The organism is Modicisalibacter radicis, from assembly GCF_900961225.1.
GTDB lineage: Bacteria > Pseudomonadota > Gammaproteobacteria > Pseudomonadales > Halomonadaceae > Modicisalibacter.
Genome location: NZ_CAAHFN010000058.1, coordinates 55,815 through 68,052, shown reverse-complemented (window position 1 = coordinate 68,052; position 12,238 = coordinate 55,815). Strand labels below are relative to the sequence as shown.

The window sequence follows — 12,238 nt, the reverse complement described above, 5'->3', positions numbered from 1 at the left end:
CGGGCAAGCCGACGCAGAATGCGTTCATCGAGAGCTTCAACGGCAAGTTCCGAGACGGCTGTCTCAATCAGCACTGGTTCTTGAGCCTGGCGGATGCACGACACGAAATCACACAATGGAGAACCCACTACAACCATGTCAGACCGCACAGCTCGCTGGGCTACTTGCCACCAATAGCGTATGCCGAGCAGTGCGCATGAAGCAGCGGTTTCTCACATTGGTAGTGGACCTAAACCAGGGGGAAGGTCAAAATGGCTCATATCCCTTTAGGAACGTGTCGAGATGCCGATATAAGATGGTAGTCCAAATGGGGCGAGACACAGAGGCGAGAACAGACAATGGCAGCGAGCAGCGCGGTGATGGTGCATGACGGGAGTCATTCCCGGGGGGGTTCTCGGGGAGCGAATCGCTCGCGCCAGCGTTTGGGAGGATGGACGCTTAAGCGTAAATTGTGGTCGACCTTGGCTTTAATGTGGATAGGTATGTTGGCCATCGTCATTAGTATGTCATGGCAAAGCCGGCAAATAATGTATACGGATCGCCAGGGTGCTCTGGAAGATACGGTGGGGATGGCACAGACGCTGCTTCAAGGTTATCTTGAACGCGTCGAAAACTCGGAGATGAGCCGGGATGAAGCGCAAGCGGAGGCTATAAAATCAATAGCTTCAATGCACTTCGGGGATGAGCGTAATAACTATTTGTTTGTTGTTGATGACGCTCAACATATTGTCTACCATCCTCGCCGTGATGCAGGGACCGATATGTCGTCATATCAAGATCCTAAAGGGGCAGCGATCTATAAAGAAATGGTTGCGGTGGCAACTAAAAATAATAGTGGCTATGTAGAAACCGTTTCGAAAACATCTGATGATAGTGCTTATTTTGAAAAGCTATGCTACGTCGAACGTTTTGAGCCATGGGGCTGGAACATTGTTGCGGGCGTTTATCTGACTGATATACAAGATGCGTTTATTTCTCAGCTAATACGTTATGCTCTCTTGCTGCTGTTGGTAGGGGGGAGCGTCACGGTGGCATTTATTTTGGTGGTGCGCAACGTCTACAGCAGCCTCGGCGGCGAGCCCAGCGCGGCGGCCGCAGTGGTGGGAAACATTGCCGATGGCGACCTGACCCGGAAAACCCCGCTGCGCGACGGCGATACCAGCAGTTTGATGCATGCCATCGAGCGCATGCGTGTCGAGCTGGGCGGCACCATCGCGCGGATACGTCACGCCAGCGAGTCGATCGACACCGGCACCCGCGAGATCGCCACCGGCAACAACGACCTTTCGGCGCGCACCGAAGAGCAGGCGGCCTCGCTTGCCGAGACCGCCGCGAGCATGGAGCAACTGACCTCGACCGTCAGCCAGAATGCCGACAACGCCGGGCAGGCCAACCGCCTCGCCGCGCAGACCACGGAGTCCGTGGCCAGCGGCCAGGAAGTGATTTCACGGGTCGTCACCACCATGGGCGAGATCCGCGAAAGCTCCGGCAAGATCGCCGACATCATCACGCTGATCGACGGCATCGCCTTCCAGACCAACCTGCTGGCGCTCAACGCCTCGGTGGAAGCGGCGCGCGCCGGCGAACAGGGTCGCGGTTTTGCGGTGGTTGCCAGCGAGGTGCGCAACCTGGCCGGTCGTTCGGCCCAGGCCGCCAGCGACATCAAGGCGTTGATCGAAAGCTCGGTGGGCCAGGTCAACACCGGCGCGAAACTGGTCGACCAGGCCGATAGCGCGATGAGCGAGATCCGTGACAGCGCGCAGCGGGTCAGCGACCTGATGGGCGAAATCTCCGCGGCGTCCCACGAGCAATCGTCGGGGATCGAGCAGGTCAGCCAGGCGGTGACGCAGATGGATCAGGTGACCCAGCAGAACGCCGCACTGGTCCAGCAGGCCGCTGCCGCCGCGGGCTCGCTGGAAGATCAGTCGGGCCAGCTCTACGAAGCGGTGGCGCGCTTTCGGGTCGCCGACAACGCCTGAGCGGCAGCCCGGACAGACGGCCGCGGCAGTTGTCCATGTGGGAAATAGACGCCCCGGCAGGGTCCTGTCGGGGCGTTTTCGTGGCTCGGCGAATCAGCGCCCCGGGCAGGCACTGGGGTCCTGCTCGACCTTGATCAGCGCGTCGACCGGGAAGTCGAGTTCGCGGGCGCGCTCGATCAGGGCGTGGTAGGTGGCTTCCTCGAGCTGCGGCCGGCGCGCGAGGATCCACAGGTAATCGCGGTCGGGGCCGGCGACCAGCGCATGACTATAGTCGTCGTCGAGCTCGAGGATATTGTAGCCCCCGTAGAAGGGCCCGAAGAAGCTGACCTTGAGACGGCCGACCGTGGGCTCGTCGATGAATTGCGCCTGGCCCTCGGCGACGTCCCAACTGGCCTCCTCGATGTCATAACCGCGATTGATGACCCTGACGCCGCCTTCCGGATGACGCTCGTAGGTGGCGGTGATACAAGAAAGGCCTTCCTCGAAGCGATGCGGCAGGCGGGCGATTTCATACCACTGCCCGAGGTAGGGCTCGAGTTCGAAGTCGGTGACCGGCTGGGTGCCTTCGGGGATGCCGGTACAGCCCGCGAGCAGCGAGAACGGGGCGAGCCAGGTGAGGCGCGGGAAGTGCGGCAGTCGGGTTGCCATGAACGTCCTTATCGGTGTTGTTCGCGGTGACCCTACTGTGATGGTCTGGCTTGCAAAAAGTTGCATGCACCGCCAGGCGAGATCGCCATGCCCCCGGTGGCCCGGGGCGCTCGGCCCTGGAACGGCGGCGTTACCGGCGCTGCTCGGCCATGGCGTTGCGGTAGGTAGCGGTCAGCTGGTTCTTATGGGTGTCGCTGAGCGCGCGACCGGCGAGCTGGAAGACTTCCTGCTCCTCCTCGTCCAGATGATGGGTGACCAGCTCCTGGAGCTTCTTCGCCGAGGCGATCCAGCTCGACGAGCTGTAGTCGGTGGCCTCGAGCGTCTCGATCATTTCGTCGATCTCGTGATGTTCGGCCACGCTGTGACGCGCCTTCTCCTGGGTCATGTCGTGCTCCATCATCGGTATGTAGAGCGCACGCTCCTCGGCGTTGGCGTGATACTGCAGTTCGGCCTTGACCTTCTGGAACAGCTCGTCGCGACCGTCGCTGTCCCCATGGGTCTTGGTCAGCAGGTCGAGCAGGGTGCGCTGGGTCTGATGATCTTCGCGCAGGGCTTCGAACAGGGTCACGGTAGTCTCCTTGTGATGCGTTATCGTCCTGATGGCGGCGCCTGTCAGGGACGCCGCTCTTTACCTTACCCGATCCCGGGCCTGCATGACGACACGGCCGTGACACAACGACTAACCGGCCTTCACTGGTTCAGCACCTCGGCGATCGCCTGGCCGAGTTCCGCAGTGCTGCCCTTGCCCTTGAGGTCGGGCGTCAGCGGCGCCTTCTCCGGCCCCTCGGCAAGCACCGTCTCGATGGCATCGACGATCGCCTTTCCGGCATCCTCGTGGCCGAGGTGTTCGAGCATCATCGCGCCGGACCAGATCTGGCCGATGGGGTTGGCGATGCCGCGCCCGGCGATGTCCGGGGCGCTGCCGTGGACCGGCTCGAACAGACTCGGGAAATGGCCCTCGGGGTTGATGTTGGCCGAGGGCGCGACGCCGATGGTGCCGGTACACGCCGGGCCCAGGTCGGACAGGATGTCGCCGAACAGGTTGCTGCCCACCACCACGTCGAACCAGTCGGGATGCAGGACGAAGTTGGCGGCGAGAATGTCGATGTGGAACTTGTCCACGGTGACGTCGGGGTAGGTCTTGGCCATCGCCTCCACGCGCTCGTCCCAGTAGGGCATGGTGATCGAGATGCCGTTGGACTTGGTCGCCGAGGTCAGCTTGTGGCGCGGACGCCGGGCGGCCAGTTCGAAGGCGTACTCGAGCACCCGGTCGATGCCGATGCGGCTCATCACGGTCTCCTGGATGACCACTTCGCGCTCGGTGCCCTCGAACATCTTGCCGCCGATGCTCGAGTACTCGCCCTCGGTGTTCTCGCGGACCACGTAGAAATCGATGTCGCCGGGCTGACGGTCGGCGAGCGGGCTCCTGATGCCGGGCATGGAGCGGCACGGACGCAGGTTGATGTACTGATCGAAGCCGCGCCGGAACTGCAGCAGCGAGCCCCACAGCGAGACATGGTCGGGGACCTTCTCGGGCCAGCCGACCGCGCCGTAGAACAATGCATCGAAGCGGCCGAGCGTGTCGCGCCAGTCGTCGGGCAGCATCTTGCCATGCTCGAGGTAGTAGTCGCAGCTGGCGAAGTCGAAGTGCTCGAACTCCAGTGCGATACCGAAGCGCTCGGCGGCGACCTCGAGCACGCGCAGTCCTTCCGGCACGACTTCGCGGCCGATGCCGTCGCCGGCCATCACGGCAATCTTGTGGCTCATTGATGTCTCCTGACGGGGTGATCCGAGTCATAGGTTGTCCATCCAGTCTAGACCCTGTGCGTGCCGAGATAATCAGGCTAGAGTGCAAGTCATTGTTGCGAAAAAGTGGAGAATCGTACTCTCATGGCCCCGCTCGACGATCTGGCATTCTTTCAGCGCCTGGCCCGCTGTGGCAGCCTGACCGCCACCGCGCAGGAGCTGGGCATGTCGCTGTCGGCGGTGAGCAAGCGCCTCAAGCAGCTCGAGTCGCGCCTCGGGGTCGAGCTTGCCAGCCGTACCACGCGCCGGCTGTCGCTGACCGCGGAGGGCGAGCTCTACCGGCGCCGTGGCGCGGCAATTCTCGATGAACTCGGTGAACTCGAGGGCGCGCTGAGTGCGCGGCAGGCGGCGCTCAGCGGTCAGCTGCGGATCAACGCGACGTTCGGCTTCGGCCGACGGCATGTCGCGCCACTGGTCTCGCGCTTCACCGCCGAACATCCACGTCTCGAGGTGCTGCTCGAACTGACCAATTTTCCGCTCAACCTGGCCGATCACGGCTTCGACGTGGGTATTCGCGTCGGTCCGCCGCCGGATGCCCGCGTGGTTGCGCGGCGCATCCTGGCCAACCGGCGGGTGCTGTGCGCTGCCCCTGGCTATCTGGCCCGCCGCGCGGCGCCGACCCATCCCCGCGAGCTGTCGGACCACGACTGTCTGGTGGTGCGCGAGAACGACAGCGGCTATGCCTTGTGGCGCTTCGATCGTGGTGGCGAGACGGCGGCGGTCAAGGTCGGTGGACGGCTGGCGAGCAACGATGCCGAGGTGGTCACGCGCCTGGCGCTGGACGGCCACGGCGTCATGCTGCGTTCATGGTGGGACGCCTACCCTTATCTGCAACGGGGCGAATTGCGGGCCCTGCTGCCGGACTGGCAAGGGGTGGCGGCCGATTTCTATGCCATCTACGAGCCCCGCCGTCATCTACCCGCGCGGTTACGGGCCTTTATCGCCTACCTTGAAAACAACCTGCCCGGACGCGTGCCATCACTGGACGGCGGTACGTCGGAAGCAGGCAAGTGGGGCTCGGCCTGATATGATGTGCGGCCTCACACGGGGGCGTCCTGGTTGCCAAGGGAGACGATGGCTTGAATATCCTCATGTTTACCAATACCTACCGGCCGATAGTGGGCGGCGTCAGCGAGTCGGTCCAGCGCCTCAAGGGTCGTTTGCAGGCAGAAGGGCATCGGGTATTGGTGGTGGCGCCCAAGCTGCAGGGCCAGCCGCGGCATGAGCCGGACGTGATCCGCGTGGCGGCGGTGCAGCACTTCAACGGCAGCGATTTCTCGCTGCCGGTGCCGATCCCCGGCCAGCTCTACGAGGCCATCGAGGCCTTCGAGCCCGACATCGTCCATTCACACCATCCGTTCCTGCTCGGCGACACCGCGGCGCGGGCCGCCGAGACCTATGGCCTGCCGCTGGTATTCACCCATCACACGCTCTACGAGCACTACACCCACTACGTGCCGGGCGATTCGCCGCGCATGCAGCGTTTCGCCGTGGCGCTGTCCACCGAGTACACCCATCTCTGCGATGCGGTGATCGCCCCCAGCGAGAGCATCCGCGACCTGCTGTTTCTGCGTGGCGCCAACAGCGCCGTCCACGTGGTCCCCAGTGGCGTCGATACGCGTCGTTTCGCCAATGGCAACGGCCTGGCGCTGCGGCGGCGGATGGGTATCCCAGAGTCCGCCTACGTGGTCGGCCATGTCGGCCGCCTGGCCCAGGAAAAGAACCTGCCGTTCCTCGCCCGTGCGGTGGCTAGCTGGCTGGCCGACTACCGCGAGGCGCACTTTCTGATCGTCGGCGATGGCGATGCGCGTACCGCCATGCATGGTGCGGCGGCCCAGCAGGGCGTCGCCGATCGCTTCCATTTCACGGGCAAGTTGCACGATCAGGCGCTGATCGATGCCTATCACGCCATGGACGTGTTCGGCTTCGCCTCCCACAGCGAGACCCAGGGCATGGTGCTGGTCGAGGCGATGGCGGCGGGATTGCCGGTGGTGGCGATCGACGCCTCCGGAGTGCGCGAGGTGTTGCGCGACGGCGAGAACGGGCTGGCGCTGGCGAGCGACGATGTCGCCGCTTTCGGTGCGGCGCTCGACAGGCTGGCCGACCCGGCACTGCGGGAAGTGCTACGCGAAGGTGCGCTGGCAACCGCCGATGCCTTCGACGAGGCCTGTTGCGCGGATTCCTGCCTGGCGGTCTATCGCCGGGTCATCGCCGCCGGCGGCCCGGTCAGTCATGCCGACGACGGCGCCTGGGAGCGTGTACGCGGCCGGCTCGAGGCGGAGTGGCAGCTGTTGCGCCATCGCGGCCGGGTGCTGCGTTCGGTGCTGCAGGACGAGCCGATGTTCGGCCTGCCGCTGGTCAAGCCGGACGAATCGGAAGCCTCTCAAAAGTAGACCACTCGGTCGCGCGCGGATAGATGTCAGAAACCGCGGCGCGAGCGCTGCTTTCGGTCCGCGTAGCGCTTGAGCGCAACCAGCACCAGCACGCCGAGCGCGATGCCGCCCAATGCCCATGCCAGCTCGCCGCGATTTTCGGCGGTAATCAACTGCTTGAGCTGGCTGCCCAGCAGCGTGACCCCGATCAGCCCGGGGATGATGCCGATCAGCGAGCCGACCATGTAGTCGCGAAAGCGCAGATGGAAGGCGCCGGCCATCATGTTGGTCAACGTGAAGGGCGCCAGTGGCAGCAGGTTGACCACCGTCATGGTGCGCACGCCGCGTCCGGCGAGCCGCTTGGCCAGGCCATTGAGGTGCTTGCCGCCATGGCGCAGCAGCACCTCGCGGCCGAGCTTGCGGCCCACCCAGTAGGTGGCGGCCGAGGCCAGCAGTGTACCGACGAGCGAGTAGCCGAAGCCCCACAGCGGGCCGAACAGCAGCCCGGTCACCGCCACCAGGATGCTCAGCGGGAAGACCACCAGCGACGCTCCGACATAGACGCCCATGACCACCAGCACCGCCCATGGCGAATCGCGCCAGCTCAGCGCGTATTGGGTCATTTCCAGCAGTCGTTGCGGGGTCAGCGCATCGTTCATCGCCAGCCACTGCCAGAGCAGGCCCAGGCCGACCAGGCCGAGCAGCAGGGCGATGACGAGAGCCAGGGAACGGTTCATGCAGAGGGGAGCTCGTCGCGAGGGAGTTCGCGCTCAGGATACTGGGATAAGCGATGCCGGCCAACGTTCGCAAGGACATAAAGTGCCTCGGTCCCGAGACCGAGGCACGGTGACGTCTTGATTCGTCGGCGGGCAGGGGCGATCAGCGCGCCAGCACGCGCAGGCGCGACTCCAGCAGATCCAGGTCGAGATAGGTGCCCTGCAGGTGACGCTTGCCGGTGTTGGGGTCGAAGGCGCGCCGGCCGTGCAGTACGCGACGGTTGTCGAAGGCGATCATCTGGCCCGGCTCGAGGGCGAACTCGATCTGATGCCGCGGGTCGTGAAGCATCTGCCAGAAGCGCTGATAGGCGGCGTACCAGGCTTCGACCCTTGCCAGCGGCAGCCGCAGGGTGTCGCGAATCCAGTTGTTGAAGCGTACTTCCAGCGGGTTGCCGTCGGCATCGAGCTGGATCACCGGCGCGCGGACCGCGATATCGTGCGCCTCGTCCTGGAAGCGGAAGTCGATGGGCGTCTCGGCGAGGATGCGGAACGCTTCGGGGTCGACGTCGCGCAGGGCCTCGGCCACCGCGAAGCCGTCGGCGAACGTCGACTCGCCGCCCTCGGCTTCGTTCTGCAGGCAATACAGCAGTTGGATGTCCGGTGGCTGGCGCCAGTTGGGCAGGTCGGTGTGCAGCGCCAGGCCGATGGCGGTATAGGCGGCGTTGTTGGGATTGGGCTTGGAGCGCACGTCGAAGCGCGCACCGAAGTTGGTGGCGCGCATCGGGCCGATGCGCCCGGCCAGCCGGCTGACCTCCTCATCGGCCAGCGGGCCCTCCTCGAGCAGCACCAGGCCATCGCGCAGCAGCGCTTCGAGCCATTCACGCTCGCCCTGCTTCTCGAGGAAATCGGCGTGGCGAACGCGAGTGGGGCGGAAATCGCTTGCCCATGGACGGCGCGCCGGTAGCGCTTGCGGCTGTTGCATGCCGGCCTCTTCCAGACGGCGCTGATGGAGCCATACCGGGTCGAAGTGACTGACATGGCCGTCGGCCCACGCCAGGCGCAGGATGCCGTCGTCGAGGCTGACGGTGGGGGCGCCGGAAATGCTCTCGAGCGGCAGATAGAGGCGCTCGCGGGTCAGCGGGTGGCGGCAGGCGGCGCACGGGCAATGATCGCGCAGCCACAGCAACGGGAAATGACCCTGGGTACCATCGTCCCAGGTCACGGTGACACGCGCACCGGTCGCCACGGCATCGCTCAGGGCGGGGCCGTCGTGATAAGCAGCGAGTTCGCCCATGTCGAAGCGCTGGCGGGTGTCGGTCTGCTGGGTGCGATCGGGACTCGCGGTCGTCATCGTGGCCTCCTGTTGCGACGTTCGTCGAATGAACGGGGCACAGCTTGAGGTTTGCGCAGGTCCTGGACAAACGATTAATCTACGGGCAATGCCCAAGCTGAGCTAATGGCTGACTTTCACATGGATTCCATGCCCCCGATGTTATGGCTGCAGGCCTTCGAGGCCGCGGCGCGCACCCTCAGTTTCACCCAGGCGGGCCAGGAACTGGCGGTGACCCAGTCGGCGGTCAGCCAACGCATCCGCCTGCTCGAGGATCGCCTCGGCCAGAAGCTGTTCGTCCGTCACGCGCGCAGCCTGACGTTGACCCCCGCCGGCCGGGCCTGGCTGCCCAGTGTTCAGGAGGGCTTCGCGCGGCTCGCCGAGGGTACCGCCGAGGTGTTCGGACCACGCGCCGAGGCGCCGGTTACCCTGCGCGCCACCCCGGTGATGCAGCAGACCTGGCTGGCGCCGCTGCTGCTCGATTTTCATCGCCGGTATCCAGAGGTGGTTGTACGCCTGGTCAGCGCGATCTGGCGTGACGACTTCGGCCCCGAGGGCGCCGATATCGAGATCCGTTACGGGCTCGGTCAGTGGGAAGGAAGCGTGGTCTTTTCGCTGGGTAGCGAGGCGATGCTGCCGGCCTGCTCGCCGGAGACCGCCGAACGCCTCGTTGCACCGCGGGCGCTGGCCGGCGAGACGCTCATCCATGCGGTGGGCTTTGCCGTGGGCTGGCCGGCGTGGCTCGAACGCGCCGGGGTGCCCGGGCTCGACCGCCAGTGCGGCTCGCTGATGTGCGACAGCCAGGTCATGTCGCTGTCGTTGGCGGCCCGCGGCGGCGGCGTGGCGCTGGCCCATGCTAGCCTGCTCGCCAAGCGTCCCGACCTGGTGGCGCCGTTCGACCTGAGCGTGCCCAGCGACGAGGGGTTCTGGCTGGTGCGTTCGGCGCGCCGGTCCCCGCGGCCCGAGGCGTTGCTGCTGTGGGATTGGCTGGTGGCGCACGGTGGCGAGGCGAATAGCGAACTATTATGAAGATAGGTTCGAAGGGAGAAGCTCATATGCGACTCAAGATCAAGCCAGTGCTGACCTGTGGTGTGCTGCTCTCCGGATGCCTGTTGCTCTCGGCAGCGCTGCCGGCGGTCGCCGACGAGCAACGTTATGGCGGCGCGTTCGATGGTCAGTCGTTCGGCAGCGATATACGCCAGGGCGACGACTCACGCAGACGTTACGATGACCACCGTAGGCGTTGGCAAGACGCTCGCGAACGTGGCCATGGATACGATGGCCGCGACCGGGGCCATCGAGACTTCGACCGCGATTACCGTGGCCACTATCGGGACGAGCGTTGGCATTATGGACGGGACGATCATGGTTACCGCCATGACGGTCGTCGCCACGACGGCCGGGACTGGCACAGGGACCGGGATCGGTATGGTCATCATGGTCGCCCCGGCTGGGCGCCCAATGTCGAAGTGATCGTCGACGGCGTGTCGAGCGACAACCGGCCGCCGTATCGTGCGCCGTCGGATGGCCCGGACCGCTGCCATCAGGTGCGCAGCGACAGCTGGTCGACGGGTAGCCTCGACTGCCCCGAGCCGAAGTCCCCCGCGCGCGGCCAGGAGTGGTCGAGCTCGCCGTGAGAGAGCGATCAGCGGTCGTGATTCGACGTCTCCAGGCTGGTCGGCACGACATACAAGGGGGCCGCCTGGGCGTCGCCCCGGCAGACATCGAAGGCCTCGCCGGGGATCAACCACCAGCGATCGCTGTTCTGCAACCCCAGGTCACGGGCCAGCTCAAGGTCGGCACAAGCCAATAGTTTGCGCTTGTCCTGATCGATGAACAGCCAGCGTTGCCGAGGCTGGGCATTCAACCAGGCATAGGCGCGCTGCAACTGCCGGTCCAGCGGCGTGGCGTTGCCGAAGTGCACGGTGGGCTGACGCGTCTGCAGCAGGAACTCCTCGTCGAAGGCGGGCATTGCCAGCCAGGCATCGTCGCCGGTCAGTCGTTCGACGCGCTGCATCAGGTCGCGAGGCGAGCGGGTGGCGTCGAGCTGGGCATAGCCCCAGGTCGACCACAGACCCCAGAACACCGCCAGCCAGCCGGCCAGAGCTAGCATGCCGCGCTGCGGACGTAGCCAATAGAGCAATGCCCCTGCACTCAGCCCCAGCACGATCCACCACAGCCATGGCGACACGTCGTGTTTCGTGGCCAGTTCGGTGAGTGCCGGTAAGCCGGCGGCACCGAGCAGGCCGGCGAGCAGGAAGGTGCCACCCAGCAGTGCGACCAGGACGGCCCCAAGCCAGTGCAGCCGGCGCTTGCATAGCAGGCCCGGCAGCAGCGGTGCCATCGCCAGCACCAGCAAAGGGACGCCCGGCAGCATGTAGACGCCGCGCTTGCCCGGCGATAGCGAGAAGAACCCCACCAGCAGAATGACCCCGCTGAGCGGCAGCAGTACCCGGGCGTCGAGCCGGCGGGCACGGTGCCACCAGGCGGGTACCAGCCAGGGCAGGCCGAGGACCAGCGGCAGCCACGCCCAGGGAATCACCTCGACGAGATAGTAGTACCAGGGCTTGAGGTGGTGCCAGGACTCGGCATAGCGCTCGCCGGTCTGCTTGAACAGGATATTGTCGCGGTAGGCGGTCAGCGTCGGGTCATCGCTGAAGATAGTGATCAGCGCCATCGGCACCACCCAAAGAGCGATGGTGCCGAGCAGGGTGGCCAGACCCAGCAGAAGGTCTTTCCAGGCCAGGCGGACGGCCTGGTCGCGCCATGCCAGCAGTCCCCAGGCTGGCAGCATCAGCAGTGGCAGAAAGCCCACGCCCTTGGTGATCACGCCCAGCCCCATCGCCGCGCAACCGATATACCACCAGCGTCGAGCAGGCCCCAGCAGGGCATGACGCAGCATCCCGTAGGCCCCCAGCGTGGTCCACAGTGTCAGCAGCATGTCGATCTGCGCGGTCTTGGCCTGCAGCACGAACTGCAGGGTGGAGAGCAGTGTGATGCCGGTCAGCGTTGCGATGCGTCGGCCATGGAGCCGCCGCGCGAGATCCATCACCAGGCCCAGGGTACCCAGCGCGCCGACCAGCGAAGGCAACAGGAAGCCGAGTTGCACCGAGCCGGTCAGGGCGATCGCCGCCGCCGAGGCCCACATGAAGAGCGGTGGCTTGTCGGGGTAGGGCTCGCCGCCGCGGTGAGGGATCCAGAAGTTGCCGGTGTCGAGCATTTCCAGCGCATTGAGGGCGAAGCGTGGCTCGTCGGCCGGCCACGGATCGCGCAGGCCGATGCCCAGGGCCAGCAAGAGCACGGCAGCGACCAGCAGAAACAACCGGCTACGGTGCTGCTTGCCGCGAAGATAGGCGGGACGTTGCATGGGACCACCCAGCATCCGGA

The 12,238-nt window shown here is 65.3% G+C and carries 12 protein-coding genes; 6 read left to right on the top strand and 6 right to left on the bottom strand.

Annotated features, from left to right (window positions below; all coding sequences use genetic code 11):
* The coding region (locus tag HR9077_RS09080) for an integrase core domain-containing protein (protein WP_136066684.1) at nt 1–200 on the top strand (200 nt) is incomplete at its 5' end.
* 282 nt (nt 201–482) lie between these two features.
* Nucleotides 483–1,979, top strand: a complete 1,497-nt coding sequence (locus HR9077_RS09075; RefSeq protein ID WP_280178423.1) for a methyl-accepting chemotaxis protein — start codon at nt 483–485, stop codon at nt 1,977–1,979.
* A gap of 93 nt (nt 1,980–2,072) precedes the next feature.
* Here the strand turns inward: HR9077_RS09075 and HR9077_RS09070 are convergent, their stop codons facing one another.
* The 3 genes from HR9077_RS09070 to HR9077_RS09060 all read right to left on the bottom strand — a co-directional run bounded on the left by HR9077_RS09070 (nt 2,073) and on the right by HR9077_RS09060 (nt 4,394).
* Nucleotides 2,073–2,627 (bottom strand): lipocalin family protein, encoded by a 555-nt coding sequence (locus HR9077_RS09070; RefSeq protein WP_136066683.1) that lies wholly within the window; start codon nt 2,625–2,627, stop codon nt 2,073–2,075.
* Between the two features lie 130 nt (nt 2,628–2,757).
* Nucleotides 2,758–3,195 carry a hemerythrin domain-containing protein gene (locus HR9077_RS09065; protein WP_136066682.1) on the bottom strand — a complete coding sequence of 146 codons (438 nt, stop codon included), beginning with the start codon at nt 3,193–3,195 and terminating at the stop codon, nt 2,758–2,760.
* A 122-nt stretch (nt 3,196–3,317) separates the two neighbouring features.
* Nucleotides 3,318–4,394, bottom strand: a complete 1,077-nt coding sequence (locus tag HR9077_RS09060) for a tartrate dehydrogenase (protein ID WP_136066681.1) — start codon at nt 4,392–4,394, stop codon at nt 3,318–3,320.
* A 123-nt stretch (nt 4,395–4,517) separates the two neighbouring features.
* On the opposite strand from HR9077_RS09060, the gene HR9077_RS09055 reads away from it, so the two are divergent.
* Nucleotides 4,518–5,459 (top strand): LysR family transcriptional regulator, encoded by a 942-nt coding sequence (locus HR9077_RS09055; protein ID WP_136066680.1) that lies wholly within the window; start codon nt 4,518–4,520, stop codon nt 5,457–5,459.
* Between the two features lie 53 nt (nt 5,460–5,512).
* Nucleotides 5,513–6,826: a glycosyltransferase gene (locus HR9077_RS09050; RefSeq protein ID WP_244613124.1), complete on the top strand. Its 1,314-nt coding sequence runs from the start codon at nt 5,513–5,515 to the stop codon at nt 6,824–6,826.
* A gap of 26 nt (nt 6,827–6,852) precedes the next feature.
* On the opposite strand, the gene HR9077_RS09045 is transcribed toward HR9077_RS09050, so the two are convergent.
* Together HR9077_RS09045 and HR9077_RS09040 are read right to left on the bottom strand one after the other, a co-directional pair.
* Nucleotides 6,853–7,542 carry a TVP38/TMEM64 family protein gene (locus HR9077_RS09045; RefSeq protein WP_136066679.1) on the bottom strand — a complete coding sequence of 230 codons (690 nt, stop codon included), beginning with the start codon at nt 7,540–7,542 and terminating at the stop codon, nt 6,853–6,855.
* Nucleotides 7,543–7,684: 142 nt separating this feature from the next.
* Complete coding sequence (locus HR9077_RS09040; protein ID WP_136066678.1) at nt 7,685–8,872, bottom strand: TauD/TfdA family dioxygenase; 1,188 nt, start codon at nt 8,870–8,872, stop codon at nt 7,685–7,687.
* Nucleotides 8,873–8,992: 120 nt separating this feature from the next.
* On the opposite strand from HR9077_RS09040, the gene HR9077_RS09035 reads away from it, so the two are divergent.
* Together HR9077_RS09035 and HR9077_RS09030 are read left to right on the top strand one after the other, a co-directional pair.
* Nucleotides 8,993–9,880 (top strand): LysR substrate-binding domain-containing protein, encoded by an 888-nt coding sequence (locus HR9077_RS09035; protein ID WP_136066677.1) that lies wholly within the window; start codon nt 8,993–8,995, stop codon nt 9,878–9,880.
* Nucleotides 9,881–9,906: 26 nt separating this feature from the next.
* A complete protein-coding gene (locus HR9077_RS09030) occupies nt 9,907–10,488 on the top strand; it encodes a hypothetical protein (protein WP_136066676.1) in 582 nt (193 codons plus the stop codon).
* An 8-nt stretch (nt 10,489–10,496) separates the two neighbouring features.
* On the opposite strand, the gene HR9077_RS09025 is transcribed toward HR9077_RS09030, so the two are convergent.
* Nucleotides 10,497–12,218, bottom strand: a complete 1,722-nt coding sequence (locus tag HR9077_RS09025) for an ArnT family glycosyltransferase (protein ID WP_136066675.1) — start codon at nt 12,216–12,218, stop codon at nt 10,497–10,499.
* Nucleotides 12,219–12,238 lie beyond the last annotated feature (20 nt).